The 22,873-nt window shown below is 62.0% G+C and carries 17 protein-coding genes and 2 pseudogenes; 5 read left to right on the top strand and 14 right to left on the bottom strand.

Features of this window, described 5'->3' with window-relative positions; genetic code table 11:
• Positions 1-75: 75 nt before the first annotated feature.
• From AB4O36_RS14685 to AB4O36_RS14675, 3 genes and pseudogenes are all read right to left on the bottom strand, one after another.
• Positions 76-672, bottom strand: a pseudogene (locus AB4O36_RS14685) (methyl-accepting chemotaxis protein); the annotation flags it as partial.
• A gap of 261 nt (positions 673-933) precedes the next feature.
• Positions 934-2,004 (bottom strand): annotated as a pseudogene (locus AB4O36_RS14680) (methyl-accepting chemotaxis protein); the annotation flags it as partial.
• Positions 2,005-2,376: 372 nt separating this feature from the next.
• Positions 2,377-3,699: an alginate export family protein gene (locus AB4O36_RS14675; protein ID WP_460139553.1), complete on the bottom strand. Its 1,323-nt coding sequence runs from the start codon at positions 3,697-3,699 to the stop codon at positions 2,377-2,379.
• A gap of 275 nt (positions 3,700-3,974) precedes the next feature.
• Here AB4O36_RS14675 and AB4O36_RS14670 point away from each other — a divergent pair, with 275 nt between their 5' ends.
• Positions 3,975-4,364 carry a c-type cytochrome gene (locus tag AB4O36_RS14670; protein WP_460139552.1) on the top strand — a complete coding sequence of 130 codons (390 nt, stop codon included), beginning with the start codon at positions 3,975-3,977 and terminating at the stop codon, positions 4,362-4,364.
• A gap of 40 nt (positions 4,365-4,404) precedes the next feature.
• A complete protein-coding gene (locus AB4O36_RS14665; protein WP_460139551.1) occupies positions 4,405-5,895 on the top strand; it encodes an aldehyde dehydrogenase family protein in 1,491 nt (496 codons plus the stop codon).
• A gap of 1 nt (position 5,896) precedes the next feature.
• On the opposite strand, the gene AB4O36_RS14660 is transcribed toward AB4O36_RS14665, so the two are convergent.
• From AB4O36_RS14660 to chrA, 7 genes are all read right to left on the bottom strand, one after another.
• The gene (locus AB4O36_RS14660; RefSeq protein ID WP_460139550.1) at positions 5,897-8,284 is read right to left on the bottom strand and encodes a DUF3772 domain-containing protein; all 2,388 of its coding nucleotides are present in this window, start codon (positions 8,282-8,284) and stop codon (positions 5,897-5,899) included.
• Positions 8,285-8,395: 111 nt separating this feature from the next.
• The gene (locus AB4O36_RS14655; protein WP_460126348.1) at positions 8,396-9,580 is read right to left on the bottom strand and encodes an acetyl-CoA C-acyltransferase family protein; all 1,185 of its coding nucleotides are present in this window, start codon (positions 9,578-9,580) and stop codon (positions 8,396-8,398) included.
• 264 nt (positions 9,581-9,844) lie between these two features.
• A complete protein-coding gene (locus AB4O36_RS14650; protein ID WP_460139549.1) occupies positions 9,845-11,248 on the bottom strand; it encodes a heavy metal sensor histidine kinase in 1,404 nt (467 codons plus the stop codon).
• Entirely contained in the window at positions 11,245-11,916 is a 672-nt protein-coding gene (locus tag AB4O36_RS14645) for a heavy metal response regulator transcription factor (protein ID WP_460126346.1), read from the bottom strand. Before AB4O36_RS14645 ends, AB4O36_RS14650 begins: the two co-directional genes overlap by 4 nt.
• 39 nt (positions 11,917-11,955) lie before the next feature.
• Positions 11,956-12,213: a DUF2790 domain-containing protein gene (locus AB4O36_RS14640; RefSeq protein ID WP_460126345.1), complete on the bottom strand. Its 258-nt coding sequence runs from the start codon at positions 12,211-12,213 to the stop codon at positions 11,956-11,958.
• Between the two features lie 119 nt (positions 12,214-12,332).
• Complete coding sequence (locus AB4O36_RS14635; protein ID WP_460126344.1) at positions 12,333-13,103, bottom strand: alpha/beta hydrolase; 771 nt, start codon at positions 13,101-13,103, stop codon at positions 12,333-12,335.
• 427 nt (positions 13,104-13,530) lie between these two features.
• A complete protein-coding gene (chrA, locus tag AB4O36_RS14630) occupies positions 13,531-14,724 on the bottom strand; it encodes a chromate efflux transporter (RefSeq protein ID WP_460139548.1) in 1,194 nt (397 codons plus the stop codon).
• Positions 14,725-15,019: 295 nt separating this feature from the next.
• On the opposite strand from chrA, the gene AB4O36_RS14625 reads away from it, so the two are divergent.
• Positions 15,020-16,018, top strand: a complete 999-nt coding sequence (locus AB4O36_RS14625; RefSeq protein WP_460139547.1) for a bile acid:sodium symporter family protein — start codon at positions 15,020-15,022, stop codon at positions 16,016-16,018.
• 7 nt (positions 16,019-16,025) lie between these two features.
• On the opposite strand, the gene AB4O36_RS14620 is transcribed toward AB4O36_RS14625, so the two are convergent.
• Both AB4O36_RS14620 and AB4O36_RS14615 read right to left on the bottom strand, forming a co-directional pair.
• On the bottom strand, positions 16,026-17,591 hold the full coding sequence (locus AB4O36_RS14620; RefSeq protein WP_460139546.1) for an aldehyde dehydrogenase (NADP(+)): 1,566 nt from the start codon (positions 17,589-17,591) through the stop codon (positions 16,026-16,028).
• A gap of 6 nt (positions 17,592-17,597) precedes the next feature.
• Positions 17,598-18,227 carry a cysteine hydrolase family protein gene (locus AB4O36_RS14615; RefSeq protein ID WP_460139545.1) on the bottom strand — a complete coding sequence of 210 codons (630 nt, stop codon included), beginning with the start codon at positions 18,225-18,227 and terminating at the stop codon, positions 17,598-17,600.
• Positions 18,228-18,327: 100 nt separating this feature from the next.
• Here AB4O36_RS14615 and AB4O36_RS14610 point away from each other — a divergent pair, with 100 nt between their 5' ends.
• The gene (locus AB4O36_RS14610; RefSeq protein WP_460139544.1) at positions 18,328-18,837 is read left to right on the top strand and encodes a winged helix-turn-helix transcriptional regulator; all 510 of its coding nucleotides are present in this window, start codon (positions 18,328-18,330) and stop codon (positions 18,835-18,837) included.
• A gap of 34 nt (positions 18,838-18,871) precedes the next feature.
• Positions 18,872-19,429, top strand: a complete 558-nt coding sequence (locus tag AB4O36_RS14605; RefSeq protein WP_460139543.1) for a nucleotidyltransferase family protein — start codon at positions 18,872-18,874, stop codon at positions 19,427-19,429.
• A gap of 49 nt (positions 19,430-19,478) precedes the next feature.
• Here the strand turns inward: AB4O36_RS14605 and AB4O36_RS14600 are convergent, their stop codons facing one another.
• Together AB4O36_RS14600 and ilvD are read right to left on the bottom strand one after the other, a co-directional pair.
• Positions 19,479-19,910: a nuclear transport factor 2 family protein gene (locus AB4O36_RS14600; RefSeq protein WP_460139542.1), complete on the bottom strand. Its 432-nt coding sequence runs from the start codon at positions 19,908-19,910 to the stop codon at positions 19,479-19,481.
• A gap of 932 nt (positions 19,911-20,842) precedes the next feature.
• Positions 20,843-22,525, bottom strand: a complete 1,683-nt coding sequence (ilvD, locus tag AB4O36_RS14595) for a dihydroxy-acid dehydratase (RefSeq protein WP_460139541.1) — start codon at positions 22,523-22,525, stop codon at positions 20,843-20,845.
• Between the last annotated feature and the right edge of the window lie 348 nt (positions 22,526-22,873).

Genomic DNA, 22,873 nt, shown 5'->3' with positions numbered 1-22,873 from the left:
ACAAATCATGTGAACACCGCTGGCCTTGTGGGAGCGGGCTTGCCCGCGATAGCTATGCAACAGGCACAGCAGATATCAGATCCGAAAACTCCCCACCAACTCATGCAACCGCCCAGCCTCGCGCTCAAGCTCGGTACACGCGCGCAAGGTCGATTGCAGGTTTTCCACCCCACGCTGGTTCAGGGTGTTGATCTCGGTGATGTCGACATTCAACGCCTCCACCACCGACGTCTGCTCTTCGGTGGCGGCGGCGACGGACTGGTTGACGTTGTCGATCTCGCCGATGCGCTGGGTCACGCTGCCCAGCCGGGTGCCGGCGAGGTTGGCGATGGTGACGCTTTGCTCGCTGTGCTGCTGGCTCTCGGTCATGGTGCTGACCGACTCGCGCGCGCCGATCTGCAGCGCTTCAATCATCTGCTGGATCTGCGCTGCCGAAGTCTGCGTGCGACCCGCCAGGCTGCGCACTTCATCGGCGACCACCGCAAAACCACGACCGGCTTCACCGGCCCGCGCCGCTTCAATCGCGGCGTTGAGCGCCAGCAGGTTGGTCTGCTGGGAAATGCCCTTGATCACTTCGAGGATTTGCCCGATGTCCACGGTCTTGGTGTTCAGCACCTCAATGTTGGCGCATGAGTCGCTGATTTTTGCGGACAGTTCGTTCATCACCTCAATGGTGCGCTCCACCACCTGACGCCCATCTTCGGCCTGTTGCCGGGCGGCGGAAGCCTGCTGCGAGGCGTCGGAGGCGTTGTGGGCGATTTCCTGTGCTGCGGCACCTAACTGGTTGATGGCGGCGGCGACGCTGTTGGTGCGGGTCGATTGTTCGTCGACATTGCTCAGTGACGAGTTGGACGCCAGGAGCACGCGCTTGGCCCCTTCATTGACCCCGAGCGCTGCCGAGGACACTTCGCGGATGGAGTGATGGATGCGCTCCACAAAGCGGTTGAATGCCGTCGCCAGTTGGCCGATCTCGTCCCGCGATTGCACGGTCAGGCGTCGGGTAAGGTCGCCTTCGCCCAGGGAGATGTCTTCCATGACCCGGGTCAGCACTTGCAATGGCCGGGTGATGCGATAGGCCGCGTACCAGATGAGCGTCAGTCCCAACAGGGCTGAGCCGCCGCCGAGCAGCAGCGACAGCGCGGTGCTTTGCACGCCTCGCACCTCCAGGTGACTTTGCAGCGTGGTGACCGGTGCCAACAGCGCGTCCTGCGGGACGCCGACCAGCACGCCCCAAGGCGCGGAACCGGCAATCGGTGCCAGCGGCTCGAGGACCTCGATCTGCTGTCGGTCGGCGAACACCTTCGGCTGTCCCTGGCGCAGGGCCGCCATGACTTCGTTATTGTCCAGCGTCTGTCCCAGGCGTGCCATGTCCCGGCTGTCGGCTGAGATCACTCCGCGCGGGCTGACGATGCTGATCTGGCCTTGGCCGTCGAACAGTTGTCGGGCGCTGGCCTCGCTGTTTTGCTGGAGGGCGGCGAGGTTGATGTCGAGGCCGACAACGGCGATGACTTTGCCGTTGTCCAGCAGCGGGAAGGCGATACTGGTCACCAGTTTGCGACTACCGGAGGCTTCGTCGAAATACGGTTCCAGCACACACGCCTGGCGGCTGTCCCGGGCGCAGGTGTAGAACGCGTTGTACGGCGCGCCGCTGGGGCCCGGCTCGGTGTTTGCCAACAGGCCTTCGTCGCCGATCACCGCTTGCAGCTCACCGGGTTTGCCTTGCACCCAATACACTGAGAAACGACCTTTTTCGTTGCTGCCCAGATCGGCCTTGTCGATAAAAGCGGTGTCGTCGCCGTCCAGCGCATCGGGTTCGAAAATGACATAAAGCCCGAGCATGTCGGGCTTTTCGTTCAGGGCTTGACGCAGCTGGGTGTTCAGCTCCTGGCGCAGTTGTTGGCGGGTCAATGTGCCCTGATGTTGAAGTTGCCGCAGGTACAACAGATAGCGCGACAGGCCTTGGCCATATTCCTGAGTCTGGTTGAAGGTGCGTTGCACCTGCATCGCCTGCACCTTGCCCAGTGCCTGCATGTGTTCCCTGGCCGCATCGGCGAGCATGTCGCTGCTGGCCTGGGCCACTTGCTGGCGGCTCTCGTGGCTCTGGTACAGCGCCAGGCCCATCAGTAACGCCACCACCAACAGCAGGCAGAGGCCGGCGAGCAGGGCAATCTTGCTTTGGATCGTGAGGAATTTGTTGTGCATTGGAAAAGCCTTTTTCCTGGAAACGAACCCTATTCCCTGTAGGAGCGAGCATGCTCGCGATGGAAGTCCAGGCACCGCTGGGTATCAGACAGCCAGCGTCATCGTTGACGACCATCGTCGGAACGCCGCCCGGAGCAAGCTCGCTCCTACAGAAAGCAGGAAGCAGCAGAAAGATCAGAAGGTGGTGGCGAAAATCACCTGGCTGTAGAGGTTCTTGTCATTGTTGCCCAACTGGGTGCCACCCTGATCGGCGCTCTTGTCCGGCTGGAACAGGCCCACCAGCGGCATGATGCTCAGGTGGTCGTTGACGTGCCATTCGGCGTACAGGTCGATTTCGTGGCCGTCGGGATTGCCGAGGTTTCGGTCGATGGTGTCGAAGTTGAAGTACATGGCGCCGACGTTGACGTTCTCCAGCGGCGAGACGGTGAACTTGACCTGCTGGATGCGTGAGTTGGTGTTGAACGGGCCGGCGTAGTTGCCCGCCACTTCACCCTGGAACCAGGTGCCGAAACCACGGCTGAAACCGTAGAACAGCGTGTCGTAGTTTTCCGAGAAACGGCTGTAGCGATAGCCCACGTACGGCGACCAGGCGACGTCGGAAAAGGTCCAGCCAGCTTCCAGGTACCAGGCGTCTTCAGTGCCGGTGTGCGGTTTGTCCTGCGTGGCGTATTCACCGGAGAGGAACAGGTCCTTGACCCCGGCGTTGCCCGTGGCGCGCAGGCTGTAGGTCTTCATGCCGTCGCGCTCGAGCTGGATCGGCGAAGCGTATTGTTCGTCGACGTCGGTGGTGTCGATGTAGGTCAGGCCGACAGTGACGGCTTCGGACACGTGCTCCAGGGTGCCGACGTACATTTCGGTCATGGCCTGGGCGCGGTTGTTCGACTTGAGGTACATCAGGTCGCCACGCCAACCTTCCTTGCCACCGATGCGCAGCACGGCGGTTTCATCGAACGCCTTGCGCGCGGCCAGCCAGTAGGCGCCGCCACGGTTGAACTCGCCATCCGCCAGGCCCTTGCCCATGTTCAGGGCGTCGCCGTCGATCAGGAAACCATCGCCCACCACGATGTTCTGGCGGCCGAAGGACAAGTCGATGCCGTCGTCACCGAGCACGTCGAACAACTTGCCCGAACGCCAGCCGAGGTAAGCGTCTTCGAACTTGGTGGTGCGCTCGGAACCGTCGCTGAAGCCTGCGGCATCGCCGTCACCCCAGGTGCCGGAGCTGAGCAGGTTCGCCGCACCATAGGCGGTGCCCACGCCGGCCAGGCCCTTGTCAAAGCTCAGGCCGTATTTGATGTAGCCCTCGCGCCACGACGACGAACCCTCATTGAGGCGACCCGACAGCGCGTAGTTTTCCTGGCTGTGGAAGACGCCGAACACGGCTTCCAGCGTGGCATTCAGGTGGCTGTCATCATCGGCGTAGAGTTCGTAGGCGCAGGCCTGGCCAGCGCTGATCATCAGCGCAAGGGTGGAGAGACGAAGCAAGGGCGACTTGAGCATGGTGGGGCATCCGTTCTTGTTCTTGAGCGCAGGTTTGCGGTCTTTTTCGATACTAAGTCGCGGAACTTTTCCAACCTTTTGTGTGGTTGCCAAAGAGTTGGTTGTGCTTGCCAAAATGACCGGTTTGGCAGCCTCGACAATACGACTGGCACGCAGGGCAAAGCCTGCGCGCCAATGACCGTCGACAATCCTTCTCAACCTGCCGATGCCGCGTTGCATCAGCCTCCCGTGTTGGCGCTCGCCTGGCGAGTGCGGATTTTCAAGGTCGTTTCCCTATGTTCAGTTCTTTGCGTCTGCCCCTTTTCGGCTTGCTCTCGTTCACCGTGGCGCACACCGCGTTGGCCGCCGATTGCAGCCCCGACCAGGGCCGTGGCGCCCAGGTCTTCGCCAACGAGTGCGGCGTGTGCCACTCGCTCACCAAGGGCGCGACGGGGATGATGGGGCCGAACCTGGCCGGGGTGGTGGGGCGCAAGTCGGGCTCGCTGGAAGGCTTCAACTATTCCCAGGCCATGCGCACCAGGGGCGTCACCTGGCAGGCCGAGAACATCGCGCAACTGATCACCCAGCCCCAGGCGTACGTCCCGGGCACCTACATGCCTTACATGGGCCTGGCCTCGGCGGACGACCGCCAGGCCGTCACGTGCTATCTCAAAGAACAACACTGATCAGCCGGCTTCAGGCTGACATCCAATCGAAAGGTGATGTATGAGCAATGTTGAAATCCTGCCGCAGGTTGCTGCATTTCTGGAGCGCCGCCATGGCTGCTTCATCGACGGCCAATGGGTGTTCGCCGAAGGACCGCGCATTGCCGTAGTCAACCCGGCGGACGGCCAGACCCTGTGTGAAACCCTCGATGCGCCACTGGACGTGGTCGAGCAGGCCGTGCAGTCCTCGCACAAGGCGTTCAAGGCGGGCGTCTGGTCGGGCCTGCGCCCGGCGGATCGCGAACGCATCCTGCTCAATTTCACCCGACTGGTGGAAGAGCACGCCGAAGAGCTGGCACAGCTGGAAACCCTGAGCCAGGGCAAGTCGATCAACATGGCCCGCGCCCTGGATTTGAACGCCACCGTGGAGTTCATGCGCTACATGTCGGGCTGGGCAACCAAGATCGAGGGACAGACGTTCGACGTGTCGATCCCGCTGCCACCGGGGGCGAAGTTCACCGCGTTCACCAAGCGTGAACCGGTGGGTGTGGTGGTCGGCATTGTGCCGTGGAACTTCCCGCTGCTGATTGCTGCCTGGAAGCTGATGCCCGCACTGGCCACCGGTTGCACGGTGATCATCAAGCCGGCCATGGAAACCCCGCTGACCGCCATGCGCCTGGCCGAACTGGCGCTGGAAGCGGGCATTCCGGAGGGCGTGTTCAACGTGGTTACTGGTGGCGGTGCCTCGGTGGGGGGCGTGCTGACTGCGCACCCGCTGGTGAGCAAAGTGTCGTTCACCGGCTCCACCGCCGTGGGCAAGAGCGTCGGCGTGGCCTGCATGGCCAACATGACGCGGTTCTCGCTGGAGCTGGGCGGCAAGAACCCGATGATCGTGCTGGCCGATGCCGACATCGAAAAAGCGGTGCAGGGCGCGATTCTCGGTGGCCTGTTGAACAACGGCCAGGTGTGCGCGGCGGCCTCGCGTTTCTACGTGCATCGTTCGATCCACGACACATTTGTCGAAGCCCTGGCCGCCGCGGTTTCGGCCATGCCCATCGGTGCCGGCATGAACGGCGACGCGGCGATCAACCCGCTGGTGTCGCGCAAGCAGCAACAGGCGGTGCTCAAGCACATCGAACTGGCTCGCCAGGAAGGTGCACGCGTGGTGACTGGTGGCGAACTGCTGGACCGCGAGGGCTTCTTTGTCCAGCCCACCATCCTGGCCGATATCGACCATGGCATGACCGTGGCCCGCGAAGAAGTGTTCGGCCCGGTGCTGGGGGTGATGCCGTTCGATGATGAAGACGCCGTGATCGCCCTGGCCAACGACAACCGTTACGGTCTGGCTGCGAGCCTGTGGACCAACGACCTTGGCAAGGCGATGAACCTGGTGCCGCGCATCGAGGCCGGCACCGTATGGGTCAACGCCCACGTGTTGCTCGACCCGGCGATGCCGTTCGGCGGGGTCAAGCAGTCGGGCATGGGGCGTGAGTTCGGGCGAGCGGTGATCGAGGCCTACACGGAGCTTAAATCGGTGTGCATCGCCCACTGATTCACGTGGTTGGCGCGGGCTTCGCCAGTTCGATGCCCGCAGCGCCCAAGCGCTTGAGAATCTCGAACAGCAGGTCGCTCTTGGTCACCCCGACAATCCTGGGACTGGCCACGTAGCCCGTAACGGTCAGGGTGATGCCATCGGGCGTCAGCTTGCTGAACCGCACCACCGGCGCCGGTTTATCGAGGATGGTCTCGTTCTCGTGATAGGCGTTGTAGAGCAGGTCCTTGACCTGTTCCGGGTCGATGTCCAGGGGAAACGTCAGCTCCAGTGACGCCACCCCCTGGGCACTGCCACCCAGGGTCACGTTGCGCAGGTTCTGCGAAATCAGCTGTGAATTGGGCACGATGACAATCGAGCGGTCACTGAGCTGGATTTCCGTGGCTCGCACGTTGATCCGGCGGATGTCGCCTTCGACGCCGCTGATGCTGATCAGGTCGCCCACCTTCACCGGGCGCTCGGTGAGCAGGATCAGGCCGGAAACGAAATTTTTCACGATCTCCTGCAAACCAAAACCAATCCCCACCGACAGGGCGCTGACAATCCATGCCAGGTTGGTCCATTGCACCCCCAGCGACGACAAGGTCAGCAGGATCACCAGTGCATAGGCGATGTTGGCGAACAGCGTGCTGAGCGAGGCGCACATGCCGGGGTCCATGCGGGTTTTGGGCAGGAACTCGTTGTCCAACCAGCGTCGCAACGTGCGCACCAGGTAGATGCCAATCATCAGGGCCAGTACGGCGTTGAGCAAATGGCCGGGGATGATGTTCAGTTTGCGCAGCCCCGCACCGCCAAGCACGGCCATGGTCTGGTCGATCAATTGCCCCAGCGTGGTGCCCACACCACCGACGAACAGCGTGATGATCGCCAGCAGGATCAACCCTGCGCGACCCAGGCCCGAAAGAATGACCGACGCCTGTTCGAGGCGCGTATCGCCCATGCCCAATACCTGTTTCAACGCCTTGCCGCTGGCACTTTTGGGGGAAAACAGGTGCTCGCAGGTGTCGTTGAACAACTGCACCAGCAGATAAAAACCGGACAGGATGATGAACATCCACACCAGTTGGTAGGTGATGAAGCGTGCGGCGGAAATGTAGCCGATCAACAACGCACACAAGGAGGCCAGCACGCACAGGCAGGCGAAGGCATACAGGAGGCTGGCGACCGCGGAGCTGGAAGGGGAATGGTCGCCTGTGCCCGCCACGGCTTTTCGCGCCTTGTTGATGCGCAGGAACAGGGCGCCGATCAGCAGGGTGATCACCAGTGAAACGAAGCCGCGCGCGAACAGCACGGCCTGGCTGCTCATGTCCGAGACATTGACGATCTGTGCCAGGGTCATCAGCACCAGCAGCACGCCGGCCACCAACTTGGGGAAGGGTTTGACCGCCTGCGCGACCGGGTCGGCAATGGCCGGCAAACGCCAGGAAGGATGCTGCGTGGACAACAAGGCACGGCTCAAGCCGGTAATGAGCACGCACACGTACACGACTTTTTCGAATTCATCTGAATAGCTCTGCATCAGCGGCGACAGGGGAATGTGGCGCGTCAGCGCGTAAAACAGCAACGACATTGCGCACGCGGTGGTCAAGAGTGTGGCGGCGACCGAGGCGAAGGCCAGGGAACTGCGGCGCAGGCGACCTTCGGGCATTCGGTGGATACAGACCCAGGTGAAACCCCGGTCTGCGACCTGGCGCCCGAACGTCCACAACACAAACGCCAGTGCTATCAATATCACTGTAAACAGACGCTCACCCGGCAACCAGGCCACCGCCAGCGCTGCCACGGCGTGCTGGAAGAAGATGCTCAGGCTATCAAGGTCACTCTCCAGTGGCCTGAACAACGGCGACCAGAAATCGGTGCTCAAGATGCTGCCGGCGCGTAACGACACTTCTGATTCCAACAGGCTGCGGCGAATCGCGGCAATCTGGATAAGCAGGCCGGCGCCGCTGTCCTTGAGGCTGGTCAGGGTCTTGATGTTGGCGTCGACTTTGCTCTTCTGTTCGGAAATGGCGTCTCGTTGCGCGGCGATTTCCGATTTTTCCAGCACCACATCGCCCTGGGACACAGGCTCCAGCACGTCGAGCTGGGCCTGCAACTGTTTCTGCTCGGGGAGTAGCGCCGACTGCATGGCCGTGACATCGGTGATGAACGACTGGATCAGGTCCTGCAACGTGATCATCTGGTTGACATTGTTGGCCTGGGAAACCTGCTGCTTGATGCGGTCCAGGCGCAGTTGCAGGCCTTGCAGGTCGCTCTGGGACACGGCCACCGTGGTGAGGCCGGACAGGGAAGGGGCGTTGCCCGTCAGGTTGGCGGCCAACAGCGGTGCGCCGCTCGGTACAAGCAGGGTGAACAGGAGAAAAAACACTGACCGCAATGCATTGCCCATGGCCTGGCCGACTCGATGTTAGTCATTCAGCCTATGAGGTTAGGTCATCCGGTCAATATTCGAGGGATAGTTTGCTTGGTGGGACCCGATTGAGCCCCACCAAGGTGCTGACTAGACGCGTTCGAACAACACCGCGATACCCTGGCCGCCGCCGATGCACATGGTCGCCAGTGCATAACGGCCCTGGACGCGGATCAATTCGTGGATGGCCTTGGTGGCGATGATAGCGCCCGTGGCACCCACCGGGTGGCCCAGGGAGATCCCCGAACCGTTCGGGTTGACCTTTTCCGGGTCGAAGCCCAGCTCCTGGGCGACGGCGCAGGCTTGCGCGGCGAAGGCTTCGTTGGACTCGATAACGTCCAGGTCAGCCACGGTCAGGCCGGCACGCTTGAGGACCAGGCGCGTGGCGGGAATCGGGCCCAGGCCCATCAGCTCCGGCTCGACACCGGCGTGGGCGTATCCGACCAGGCGGACCATCGGCTTGAGGCCCTGGGCTTTAACCATTTCGCCAGTGGCCATGATCAGCGCCGCCGCGCCATCGTTCAGGCCCGAGGCGTTGCCGGCGGTGACGCTGCCGTCCTTCTTGAACGCCGGTTTCATCTTCGCCAATTGCTCGGCATTGACCTCGCCACGCACGTGCTCATCGGTGTCGAAAGTCACGGTGCCTTTGCGCGAGGCGATTTCGATCGGCACGATCTGGCTGGCAAAACGACCTTCGGCAATCGCCCGTGCCGCGCGCTGCTGGCTGACCAGGGCCAGTTCGTCCTGGGCCTGGCGGCTGATGCCAAACCGTTCGGCGACGTTTTCGGCGGTGATGCCCATGTGGAAACCGGCAAACGGGTCCTGCAATACGCCGAGCATGTAGTCGATGGCCTGCATGTCACCCATGCGGGCGCCCCAGCGTGCCTGCGGCAACAAGTACGCGCCACGGCTCATGGACTCGACACCACCGGCCAGCGCCGCACCGGCATCACCGAGCATCAGGCTCTGGGCGGCACTGACGATCGCCTGCAAACCGGAGCCGCACAGGCGGTTGACGTTGAACGCCGGGGTTTCCTTGGGCAGCCCGGCATTCATTGACGCGGTACGGGAAATGTAGGCATCGCGGGCTTCGGTGGGGATCACATGCCCCAACACCGCATGACCGATATGCTCAGGTGCCAGCCCCGAGCGCTCGATGGCGGCGCGGCAAATATCGGTCGCCAGTTGGGTCGGCGGCACATCCTTGAGCGAGCCACCAAAACTGCCGATGGCGGAACGCACGGCGCTGATCACATAAATGTCGGATGGGTTCATGAAGGTTCCCTGCTTGAGTCGGGTGCGCGTCTGGCACTGTTAATGGTGCAAGAGTCTAGGCGCGGCGGGGGCATTGGCCTATGTCGCAAGTGCTCAAGGGCGGTGGTGTTTTTTGCCAGTTGTACCGTGCTCCGCAGCGTCCCCTGTAGGAGCGAGCATGCTCGCGATGGTCGTTAACGATAACGCTGGCTGCCTGATACCCCTTGGCGCCTGATACACCATCGCGAGCAAGCTCGCTCCTACAGGGTTGTGGTGTCAGGGCAATCACTCGCCCTGCCGCCGCGCCGGGAACACCAGCTCGAAACTCGTCAGCCCATCCAGGCTGTTGGCGCTGCATGTGCCATTGTGCAGCTGCATGATCGTCGCCACGATTGAAAGCCCCAGGCCATTGGAGTTGGCCGAGCGTTCGCGCGACTGGTCGACGCGGTAGAAACGCTCGAACAGTCGGGGCAGGTGTTCGGCGGGGATGGTCGGGCCGTGATTGCGCACGCTCAGACGGATACCTTCGGCGCACGGCGTGGCGTCGATGAGCAGTTCAGAGTCAGGGGCACCGTACTTGATCGCGTTGGCGCACAGATTGGCCAATGCTCGACGCAGAAGCATCGGTTCGGCCCAGATCACTCCACTCCCGCAGGCTTGGATGTGGATGCCGACATCGGCTGCCGGCCCCTCGAAATAATCGGCCATGCGTTGCATTTCATCGGCAGCGTCCAGTTGCTGTCGCTGTTTCAGGGCACTGGACGGGTCGGTACGGGCCAGAAACAGCATGCTGTCGAGCATGCGCGCCAGGCGCTCCAGTTCTTCAACATTGGAAGCCAGCAGCTGCTGATAGGCGTCCAGGCTGCGGTCCTGCTGCAGAGCGACCTGGGTTTCGCCGAGCAGGTTGTTGATCGGCGTGCGCAACTCGTGCGCCATGTCGGTCGAGACCTGGCTGAGTTGCGCGAAGCCTCTGCCCAGACGGTCGAGCATGGCATTGAACGCATCGATCATCGGCAACAGTTCCTGGGGGGCGCCGTGGCTGTCGAGGCGTTCGCCGAGGTTTCCGACGTCAATGCCATGGGCGTGCCGCGCCAGGCGTCGCACCGGCAGCAGGCCACGATGAACCAGCCAATAACCGGAGAGCGCGAGCAGCACCGCCGCGACGCTGGCGAACAGGTAGACGTTGAGTCGATAACTGGCGAGCAGGGCAGTGCGTTCAGTCATCAGGCGTCCGGTAACGACTTGCAGGGCCCCCATGTCGCCGGAGTCGATGTTTGCCGCGACGGCAGAAAACGGGACGCCGTCGACCCCGGGATAATGCTGCACGTCCGAAAGCCCCAGTTTATGGTCCATCGGCACTGGCGCCAGTGACGGCAGCGGCAGATTGCCGGGGTTCACCACCAGCAAGGGCTTGCCACCGGGAGGGGTGATGGTCAGCAGGGCTTCGCGGTTGCCCATCATGTTCTGGAACAACGCCGGCTTGCTCTTGATCAGCTCCAGGGTGTTGCTGTCGTTGAGGAACGTGCGCAACTGGTCGATCCGCGTGATCAGGGCGGCGTCGTCGCGGTGGATCAGTTCGCGCTCCAGGTCGCGATACAGCGCCACGCCCAACAGGGTCAGCGACACGAACGCCAGCAGGGCGAACACCAGTGCCAGGCGCAGGGTCAGGGAATGGCGCAGTCCGTTCATGGTTGCGTGTCGAAGCGGTAGCCGATACCGCGCACGCTGTGGATCAGCTTGAGCTGGAACGGGTCGTCGATTTTCAGGCGCAGACGGCGCACGGCGACGTCGACGACATTGGTGTCGCTGTCGAAATTCATGTCCCACACCCGGGAGGCAATCATCGAACGTGAGAGGACTTCGCCCTGGTGCGTGGCGAAAAGGTGCAGCAGGGCGAACTCTTTGTTGGTCAGGGTGATGCGTACGCCGGCGCGGGTGATACGACGCTTGAGCACGTCGATTTGCAGGTCGTCGACGTGCAGCTGTTCTTCCTCGCGAGTGGGGCCACGGCGCGTCAGAGTGCGCAGGCGCGCCACTAGTTCGGCGAAGGAAAACGGCTTGATCAGGTAATCATCGGCGCCCAGTTCCAGGCCCTTGATTCGGTCGGCGATGTCATCCCGGGCGGTCAGAAACAGCACCGGCGTATCAGCCTCCTTGCGCAACCGGCGCAAGACTTCCCAGCCGTCCATCTTGGGCATCATCACGTCGAGTACGATGACATCGAAGTCATGCTCCAGGGCCTGGTGCAAACCATCGGCGCCGTCCCGCGCCAGGGTCACGCAATAACCCAGCTCCTGCAGGCCGTTGAGCAAATAATTGCCTGCCTTGGGTTCGTCTTCTACTACGAGGATGTTCATGCCAATACGCCTCAGACCGATCGCGCCAGTGTAGCTGGATCAATGGTCATTGGTGCAGCCCGAGCCGTTGACCTCGTAATCCAGCACATGCTCACGGCCCTGGGAATCGAGGTAGTTGAGCTGCGCCGGAATGACCCCGCATTGTTGGGAAATGTCGGTGCTGGACAGGACCTTGGCGACATCCAGGTGCACGAAGAAGCCGGTCTTGTCGTGGATCACCGGCGCGGTGCCTGTGGTGCCGGCAAAGGCCGAACCTGCGGTGAGGAGGGCGGCGATACCGAAGATAAACATTTTCATGGCGAGTCTCTCTATTCAAGGGGGGGGCTGCCGGGGAGTGACCTGACAGTGAGTTCAGGTTAACGAGGCGATCCAGACAGCCGACCAACAGAACAATGACAATCCTGTAATGAAGCGGATCAGGGCTGGCGGCCGGAGGCTTCAAGGATCAGGTCGGTGATTTCCCTGGCGTGGGACACCAGCGACAGGTGGCTCGACGGCAGCTCGATGGTGCTGGCGTTCATGCGTTTGGCCAGGAAGCGCTCAAGGTCCGGATTGATGGTCTGGTCGAGGCTGGACACCGCATACCATGACGGTTTGCTGTGCCAGGCCGCTGCGGTGGTGCGGTCGGTGAAGAGGGTCTTGGCGATCGGTTGCTGCACCGCGAACAATTGCATGGCCTTGGCATGGGGCACGTCGCTGGCGAAGTATTTGAGGAAGGCGTCCTGTTTGAGACTGATGAACCCGCCATGCTCTTCGGTGCCGGCACGCACCGGCATGGTTGGGTATTTCGCCGACAGCGCGACGAAATCTTCGCCGGCGTCCGGGGCGCGAGCGGCGACGTAGACGAGCGAGCTGACCTTCGGATCGACGCCGGCCTCGCTGACTACGGTGCCGGCATATGAATGACCGACCAGTACCGTGGGGCCGTCCTGTTGGTCCAGTACACGTTGGGTGGCAGCAACGTCGTCGGCAACGGACGTCAGCGGATTCTGTACCGCAGTCACGTGCAGGCCCGCCGCCTGCAACCGGGAAATAACCTCCGCCCAGCTCGAACCATCGGCCCAGGAACCGTGCACCAGCACGACATTGTCGGCCTTGACCGGCGCGATGTCGGCGGCCATGGCGGAACCGGTGCCCAGCAACATCAGGCTGGCGGCGATCAGGCAAAGTTTGCTCAATGGTTTCATGATTTGGACCCTCGTCATCATCAGTGAAAAGCGTCACCCGATGGGGTGAGCGACGCCGCCACTTTAGGGAGCGAGGGGGTTGGCAACGCTGACAAGTCGATGACAAATCGGTAATGCACGCCGTGCCGTATGTCGGGCGCCAGGAACGGCTGTTGGTGCAAATCTTCCAAATCAGAACAACGAAGGGAGATCAACCATGACCAATGACTGTCGACGTGAGGCCCTGTCCGCCTGGTATAACTTGCTGGCTCACCCTGGACTTCTCATGGATGTAGAAGAGCAATACGATGAGTTGCTCAAGGCGGCAGACGAGATGGAACGCGCCAACTTGATCAGTTGTGCGGAGTGGCGAAGCCTGGTACGCAGGGCGGTATCGGTGTTTGCCCATGACAGGAGCGATGCAGGTTCTGGTGCCCAGGATCAACATTTACCCTGCAATGCTCAGCAACCACCCCCCCAGGCCACCGGCAATAACCACTAGCCATGGCGGCAGCTTCCAAAACATCAAGGCGACCAGCGCCAGTAATGCCAGGCCCAAGTCCTGTGGTTTGCCGATCGCGCTGGTCCACACCGGATGGTACAGCGCGGCCAGCAGCAATCCGACGACGGCAGCGTTGACGCCGATCAGCGCCGCCTGGATGCGCTGGCTGCGGCGTAGCGCTTCCCAAAATGGCAAGGCGCCGAGGATCAGCAAAAAGGACGGCGCGAAGATTGCCAGCAGGCAGATCACACCGCCGCCGAGGCCCGAGGGCGATTGGTTCATGGCCGCGCCCAGGAACGCGCCGAAGCTGAACAACGGGCCAGGGATGGCCTGCGCGGCGCCGTAACCGGCCAGGAACAACTCATTGTCGACCCAGCCCGACGGCACGACTTCGCTTTGCAGCAGGGGAAGCACGACGTGGCCGCCTCCGAACACCAGGGCACCGGAACGGTAAAAGGCGTCCACCATCGCCAGCGTTTGATTGGCCAGGACTTCGTGAGCCAACGGCAGGCCAACCAGCAGAAGGATAAAGAGCGTCAACCACGTTGCGCCTGCGTGTCGTCCAATGGTGATGGGCAGAGGGTCGTGCTGGCTGACGGGCATGGGTTTGAATAACAGCAGTCCCGCCACACCGGCGATCACCATCACGCCGACTTGGGCCCACGCGGACGGTTCCACCAGGACAATGCAGGCGGTCACTATCATTATGGTCATGCGCAAACCATCGGTGCACAGATTGCGCGTCATGCCCCAGACCGCTTGTGCAACCACTGCCACGGCGACCACCTTGAGGCCGTGCAGGGCGCCGGGCGGGAGGATGGAACCATAGTGGGTGAGCCCAAGGGCGAACAGGATCAGCAAGACGGCAGAAGGCAACGTAAACCCGGCCCAGGCTGCAATCGCGCCTGCGTAACCCGCCCGCGACAGGCCCAGGGCAATGCCGACCTGACTGCTGGCTGGCCCCGGCAGAAACTGACACAGCGCGACCAGATCCGCGTAGCTTCGCTCGCTCAGCCAACGTCGGCGGCTGACAAACTCGGCGCGAAAGTAGCCCAAGTGTGCGATGGGACCGCCGAACGAGGTCAGGCCCAGGCGCAGGAAGATGAGGAACACCGACCAGGCGCTTTGGGAGTGAGTCATGCCGGGCCTGTCTGGGTGGGGTGGAAGGCCGACATTATAACCATGATGCTCACTGTACGAGGGGGCTGCCGGATGCCCGCGGTGTTTGGTCTACCATCGCGAGTAAACTCGCTCCTACAGTAAGTTGCGGTGTATGCAATGTCCTGTAGGAGCGGGCTTGCCCGCGATGAGGGCGGCACATTCAGCGTCGCTGGTGTCCTTTAGGCGCTATCTTGTGGCTTGTTAGCGTTAGTCGGTAGCTCGCGGGCGCGTTAAAGTGGACGCCATGTTTCTCGCACCTCGACGGATGCTGCCCATGACTCGCCCCCGTTTCCTGCCCGACAATTTCACCTTGACCCTCATTGCCGTGGTCATTCTCGCCAGTCTGCTGCCCGCCAGCGGGCAAGTCGCGGTGGGTTTTGGCTGGTTGACCAACCTCGCGATCGGGCTGCTGTTCTTCCTGCACGGCGCCAAACTGTCACGTGAGTCGATCATCGCCGGTGCGGGTCATTGGCGCCTGCATCTGCTGGTGTTCAGCCTGACATTCATCCTGTTTCCGCTGATCGGCCTGGCGCTCAAGCCGGTGCTGTCGCCGCTGATCGGCGACGATCTGTACCTGGGCATGCTCTACCTGTGTGCCTTGCCGGCCACGGTACAGTCTGCGATTGCCTTCACCTCATTGGCGCGCGGCAACATTCCGGCAGCGATTTGCAGTGCGGCGGCATCCAGCCTGTTCGGGATTTTCCTCACGCCGTTGCTGGTGACCTTGCTGCTCAACGTGCACGGCGATGGCGGTTCGACCCTGGATGCGATCGTGAAGATCAGCGTGCAACTGTTGCTGCCCTTCATCGCCGGGCAGATCGCCCGTCGCTGGATCGGTGCCTGGGTGGGTCGCAACAAGAGCTGGCTGAAATTCGTTGATCAGGGCTCGATCCTGCTGGTGGTCTACGGCGCGTTCAGCGAGGCCGTCAACGAAGGCATCTGGCATCAGATCCCGTTGTGGGAACTGGCCGGCCTGGTAGTCGCCTGCTGCATCGTCCTGGCGCTGGTGTTGGCGGCGTCAACCGTGCTGGGCAAGGCCTTTGGCTTCAATCAGGAAGACCGCATCACCATCCTGTTCTGCGGTTCGAAGAAAAGCCTGGCGACCGGCGTGCCGATGGCGCAGGTGCTGTTCGCTGGCAGCACCATCGGCGTGTTGATCCTGCCGCTGATGCTGTTTCACCAGATTCAATTGATGGTGTGCGCGGTCCTTGCGCAGCGTTACGCCAAACGCCCGGAAAGCGTTCCGGAGTTGATGGCTCACGTCGATCCTTGATCGCGGTTTACTGGCCGTCCACCACGCGCGGCAGTTGCAACGGGTTGAAATCACGCAGCGCGTCGGGTAGCAACGCCTGCGGGAAACCCTGGTAAGCCACTGGCCGCAGGAAGCGTTCGATCGACGTCATGCCCACCGAGGTGAAGCGGCTGTCGGAGGTGGCAGGGAAGGGGCCGCCGTGCACAGTGGCGTGCGTGACTTCCTGGGGGTGAGCGAAGGCGTTGACCACAATCCGACCGGTGCGACGCTCCAGCAACGGCAACACGCGCCGCGCCAGTGGCAAGTCAGGTTCTTCAAGGTGCAACGTGGCGCTGAGTTGGCCTTTGAGCGAACGGGCCACGGCGAGCCACTGCGATTCATCCCGGGCTGTGACCAACAGCGCTGACGGACCAAACACCTCTTGCGCCAGCACCGGTTCGCTGAGGAAGCGTTCACCGCTGACCTCCAGCAAGGCTGACTGGCCGTCAAAGTCCGCTCCGGCCGGCGAGCCTGCGGCAATACGCTGCGCACCCACACTTTCCAGGGTCGCGAGGCCATTGAGGTAGGCCGCGTGAATCCCCGGCGTCAGCATCGTGCGCGCTGGCGCCTCATTCACCCGTTTCATCATTGCCTCCCGCAACGGCTGCAAACCCGCGCCTTCTATCGCGATCAGCAGGGCTGGACGCAGGCAGGCTTGGCCGACATTGACCAGCATGCGTTCGATAAAACCATCGCCGATCTGCGTACCACGCTCGGCCAGGGCTGCAGGCAGGATGAACGTGGGGTTGATGCTGGTCATTTCGGTAAACACCGGAATCGGGTCGGGCCGAAGTTGCGCCCGGCGATACAGGGCCATTCCGCCGTGTTCGGAGCCGGTGAAGGTCACCGCCTTGATCAGGGGGTGATCCACCAGGGCTTCCCCGATGGCGTTACCGGCGCCGCGTACCATCGAGAACACGCCTTCGTGCAGGCCATGATCGCGGACGGCCTTCTGAATCGCCCGCGCCTGGATTTCCGAGGCGCCCGGGTGGGCGTTGTGCGCCTTGAGGATCACGGTCGCACCCGCGGCCAGGGCCGATGCGGTATCGCCACCAGCGACCGAATAGGAGATCGGAAAGTTGCTCGCGCCGAAAATCGCCACCGGGCCGATGGCGATTTTTTGCAGGCGATGGTCCATGCGCGGGCGCGGCTGACGCGCCGGCTGCGCCGGGTCGATGGCCAATTGCAGGAAGCGGCCCTTGCGCACGACGTCGGCGAACTGGCGAAATTGCGTGGCGGCCCGGCCCACTTCGCCTTCCAGCTGCGCTTGCGGCAGGCCTGTTTCGAGTGCGGCCCGCTCCGCCAGCTCGCCACGAACAGCCTCCAGGTTGTCGGCAATGCTCTCCAGGAACGCCGCTCGCTGGCTGAGTGAGGTATGGCTGTAACTGTCGAACGCTTCGTCGGCGAGGGTCGCCGCCCGATGCACCTGCAATGCGCCACCCAAGGCGAATTCGGTTTCGAGCCATTGGTTGGTGGCCGGGTTGAGCGCCTTCATTGTCCCTTCACTGGCGGGGACATCGTGGGCGCCGATCAACAGGTTTCCCGTGAGGTTCATCGGCGATTACTCCTGACCTGTGAGGGTGGCGATGAGTTCATGGGTCGTCACGATCGAATGCGCGAAGGTCGGGCCGTTGAGTTCATGGGCGGCGTGCATCATTTCCGGACGCAACGCGGCAGTCGCGTCGCGCACCAGGGTGACGTGATAACCCATTTCGGCGGCGTAGCGGGCGGTCGCCTCGATGCAGGTATTGGCCAGCAGCCCGACGATGATCACGTGGGTGATACCTTGTTGCTTCAAGCGAAAATCCAGGTCGGTGTTGGCAAAACCACTGGAACCCCAGTGTTCCTGGACGACGATGTCACCGTCCTTGGGCGCGAAGTCAGGGTGCCATTCGCCACCCCATTCACCGCGGGCAAAATGGTGCATGTGCATGATTTTGCTTTGGGTCGGCGTCGGGTGGTCCCAGCATTCGTAGTCACCATGCTCCCAGCGGCGGTGCGGTACGATGACCACCTGGATGCCTTGGGCGCGCACGGCGAGATCCAGGGTACGCAGGTTGTCGAGCAGACCGACCTGTTCGGCAATCGGCTTGAGAAGAGGGAAAACCTTGCCACCTTCGGACAGGAAATCGTTGTACGGATCGACCAGCAGATAAGCGGTGCGATCCAGGGGATAAAAGGGCTGCGACATGACGATGTGCTCCACAGGAAGATGAGTGTCAGGTGCCGGGGGTTGCCCGGTCATCTTGTTGATATGATAATCATAGTAACTAGGAGTGAGGCAAGTCCCTATGTCGACAAACACCAATGCACCCGACACCCTGTGCCCGATTGCGCGGGCCGAAGCGGTCGTGGGAGACCGCTGGACCGTGCTGGTGCTGCGGGAGCTGTTCATGGGTAGCCATCGATACGACGAGATCCAGGCGCAGACCGGCGGCACCCCGCAAATGGTCGCCACGCGCCTGAAAAATCTCGAGGCCGAGGGCATGGTCGAACGCCGCCTCTACAACGAACGACCGCCACGCTACGAATATCACCTTAGCGAAAAAGGCCGGGCTTTCTACTCGGTGATACTGGCGCTGCGGGCCTGGGGGGAAACCTGGTGCAAGTCGCCGGAGGAGGGATTGGCGGTGGTCTATACCCACAAGGCGTGCGGCGAACCCGCGGGCCTTGGACCTGCGTGCGATCATTGTGGCGAATTGCTGCGCCGTGACGAGCTGACCAGCGAACAGAGCCCGGCCTACCAGGCCGAACGGCTGGCACGTCGCGAGGCGTTCAAGAGCGGACGTAGCCCGCAGTGATCGGAACATGGATGACATCGCGCAAGGAGCACACATGCCACTGATCGCCACCACCCTGATCGACATTGCAATGACCAATCCGGTCAACGCCCAAATCACCCGGCGCCTGCCTGAACTCGGGTTGCGCCAATGCATGCTGACGGCAGGGTGCCTGTTCCAGGCGGTGTGGAATCATCAGGTCGGCCAGCCTTCTGACTGGGGTATCAAGGATTACGATGTTTTCTACTTTGATGAAGACCTGTCCTGGGACGCGGAAAACCAGGCAATACAGACCGCGCAGGCGCTGTTTCAGGATCTCGACGTCAACATCGAATTGAAGAATCAGGCGCGGGTGCACCTGTGGTACGAACAACGTTTCGGCACTCAATACCCGCAGCTACTGTCGGCGAAGGATGGCATCGACCGCTACCTGGTCGCTGGCACGTGCATTGGCCTGGAAGTGGCGACAGGGGAGGTGTACGCGCCCTTTGGCCTGGACGATATCGAGCAGGGCCTTTTGCGTATCAATCCAATCAATCCCCGGCCCGAGTTGTTTGCCCGCAAGGCGCAGAGTTACCAGTCTCGTTGGCCCTGGCTGACAATTCTCGATTGAAAAAGGGGATGGAGTGCCGACACACCCCACCCCCTTCATCACGCCATGATCAGAACTTGAATGCCTGGCGTCCCACCAGCAGCCACTGGCCTTTCTGTTTCTGCCAGATCTGGAAGTTCTCGATCTCGGTCGGGACCACTTCAGTGCCTTTGAGCGCCTGTGCCGAGAAATGGTTGCGCACCAGCGCAACGTCGCCCGACAGGTTGATGGTCTGGTTCTGCATCTCCAGGGTCTTGAACGCGCTGCGACCGGTTTCGATGTCGGCTATGTATTCCTGCTTGTTCTGGATTTTCCCGCTGGAGTGACCGTAGGTCAGGTTCTCGGCGGTCAACGCGTTGAGTTCGGGGATATTCTTTTTCAGCATGGCCTGGGTCAGCTTGTCGACGGCCTTGGCCACATCGGCCTCGCCGGCAGACGGGGCGGCGGCGACGTAGCCGCTGAACAGGCAGAGAAAACCGACCAGCACTTTCACTTTTTTCATGGGGCATTCCTTGTTGTTGTAGGGAGCGAATGATGGATCTGGGTAGGCATTCATCAGTCGTCGTACAACCTAGCATGAGGCGAGGAAAAAGCGAACTGTCTGGAGAATTGACTGGGCCGGCCTGGCCCCATCGCGAGCAAGCTCGCTCCTACAGGGGCAACGCGAACAAACTGTAGGAGCGAGCTTGCTCGCGATGGTCGTCAACGATAATGCTGGCGTCCTGCTGCCCCGCGTTGTCTGCGCCACCATCGCGAGCGTGCTCGCTCCTACAGGGACAGCGCGGACAAACTGTAGGAGCGAGCTTGCTCGCGATGGTCGTCAACGATAATGCTGGCGTCCTGCTGCCCCGCGTTGTCTGCGCCACCATCGCGAGCTTGCTCGCTCCTACAGGGACAACGCGGACAAACTGTAGGAGCGAGCTTGCTCGCGATGGTCGTCAACGATAACGCTGGCGTCCTGCTGCCCCGCGTTGTCTGCGCCACCATCGCGAGCGTGCTCGCTCCTACAGGGGCAACGCGGACAAACTGTAGGAGCGAGCCTGCTCGCGATGGTCGTCAACGATAACGCTGGCGTCCTGCTGCCCCGCGTTGTCTGCGCCACCATCGCGAGCTGCTCGCTCCTACAGGGACATCGCGGACAAACTGTAGGAGCGAGCTTGCTCGCGATGGTCGTCAACGATAACGCTGGCGTCCTGCTGCCCCGCGTTGTCTGCGCCACCATCGCGAGCGTGCTCGCCCCTACAGGGGCAACGCGAACAAACTGTAGGAGCGAGCTTGCTCGCGATGGTCGTCAACGATAACGCTGGCGTCCTGCTGCCCCGCGTTGTCTGCGCCACCATCGCGAGCGTGCTCGCTCCTACAGGGACAACGCGAACAAACTGTAGGAGCGAGCCTGCTCGCGATGAGGCCCGCCCAGCCAATACAAACACCTGGTCAAAGATACTTGTCCGTCACCGCCCCCTCCGAAGCACTGGACACCGTCCTGGCATACTTGGCCAGCACCCCTCGCGTGTGCTTGGGCGCAGGCCTGATCCAGCGGGCCTTGCGCTCCGCCAACACCGTATCGGAGAGCGCGACGCTGATCTGCCGCGTTTGTGCGTCAATGGTAATCCGGTCACCATTCTCGACCAGCGCAATCGGCCCGCCGTCGAAGGCTTCCGGGGTAATGTGGCCGACCACAAACCCATGGGACCCACCTGAAAAACGCCCGTCGGTGATCAGCGCCACTTCCTTGCCCAGGCCCTTGCCCATCACCGCCGAGGTCGGTGACAGCATTTCGCGCATGCCCGGCCCGCCCCTGGGGCCTTCGTAGCGGATTACGATCACGTCGCCCGCTTGCACTTCGCCATTGAGAATGCCCGCCAGCGCGCCTTCTTCGCCGTGATAGACCCGCGCCGTGCCTTCAAAACGCAGGCCTTCCTTGCCGGTAATCTTGGCGACCGCGCCAGTGGGCGAGAGGTTGCCGTGCAGCACCACCAGGTGCGAATCCTTTTTCACCGGCTGGTCGAACGGGAGGATCACGTCCTGGCCTGGCGGGTAATCCGCCACGTTTTCCAGGTTTTGCGCCAGGGTCTTGCCGGTGACGGTCATGGCATCCCCGTGCAACATGCCGGCGGCGAGCATGCGTTTCATCAACGGTTGGATGCCGCCGATGGCCACGAGCTCGCTCATCATGTACTGGCCGCTGGGGCGAAGGTCGGCGACGACGGGGGAAATTTTGCCCAGCTCGATGAAGTCCTCCAGGCTGAGATCGACGTCCACCGCATGGGCCATGGCCAACAGATGCAGCACCGCATTGGTCGAGCCGGCGAGGGCGATCACCACGCGAATGGCGTTTTCAAAAGCCTTGCGGGTCATGATATCCCGTGGCTTGAGGTCCAGCTTGAGCAGTTCCATGACCTGCTGCCCGGCGCGGAAGCTGTCCGAGGCCTTGTCGCCGCCGACCGCGTCCTGGGAGCTGGAACCGGGCAGGCTCATGCCCAGCGCTTCGATGGCCGAGGCCATGGTGTTGGCGGTATACATGCCGCCACAGGAGCCCGGCCCGGGGATCGCCACTTCCTCGATCTGCTTGACCTGGATTTCGTTGATGTCGCCGCGGGCGTTCTGGCCCACGGCTTCGAACACGGAAATGATGTCGGTGTGCCCGGCGCCGGGGCGAATCGTGCCGCCATAGACGAAGATGGACGGGCGGTTCAGCCGGGCCATGCCGATCAGGCAGCCCGGCATGTTCTTGTCGCAACCGCCCACTGTTACCAGCCCGTCGAAGCCCTCGCAACCGGCGACGGTTTCGATGGAGTCGGCGATTACTTCGCGCGACACCAGCGAGTACTTCATGCCTTCGGTGCCGTTGGCGATGCCATCGGAAATGGTGATGGTGTTGAAAATGACGCCTTTTGCCCCGGCGGCGTTCGCGCCTTTTTCCGCTTCGATTGCCAGTTTGTCGATGTGCATGTTGCACGGCGTGACCATGGCCCAGGTGGAGGCGATGCCGATTTGGGGCTTCTTGAAGTCCTCGTCCGTGAAACCCACGGCCCGCAGCATCGAACGGCCCGGCGCACGCTCCACGCCATCGACCACTTGAGAGGAGTACTTGCGCAAATCGTCTTTGTTGCTCATGACTGTTCCTCATCCAGGCGTCTGGAAATCAGCATGAGTATAGTGGCCAGCGGGCGTGGGTCCGGACTACCAGGTCAGGAACAGACGCGCGGGTTTACGCGGTCGTGATATTCTTCGCACCATTGGGTTTGATCCATTCCGTTTTCCTGTCCCTGGCGACAGGGGAACAGAATCACTGTCGCTCAAGTAGCTGAAGCCAAGAAAGATAAAAAGTCAGTTCAGTAGGGACATATAACTGGGGTCGATGCATTCAATCGGCCTTGTGTGCCCACCCTTCGTTTCTTATGTGCGAGTACCGGGGACAGTTGGCTTGTCTGTCGTGATCAGGGGCTCGTGGGTAAGTGGGAA

This window comes from Pseudomonas sp. S2_E01, from assembly GCF_054668365.1.
This window is presented reverse-complemented; position numbering and strand designations above follow the sequence as displayed.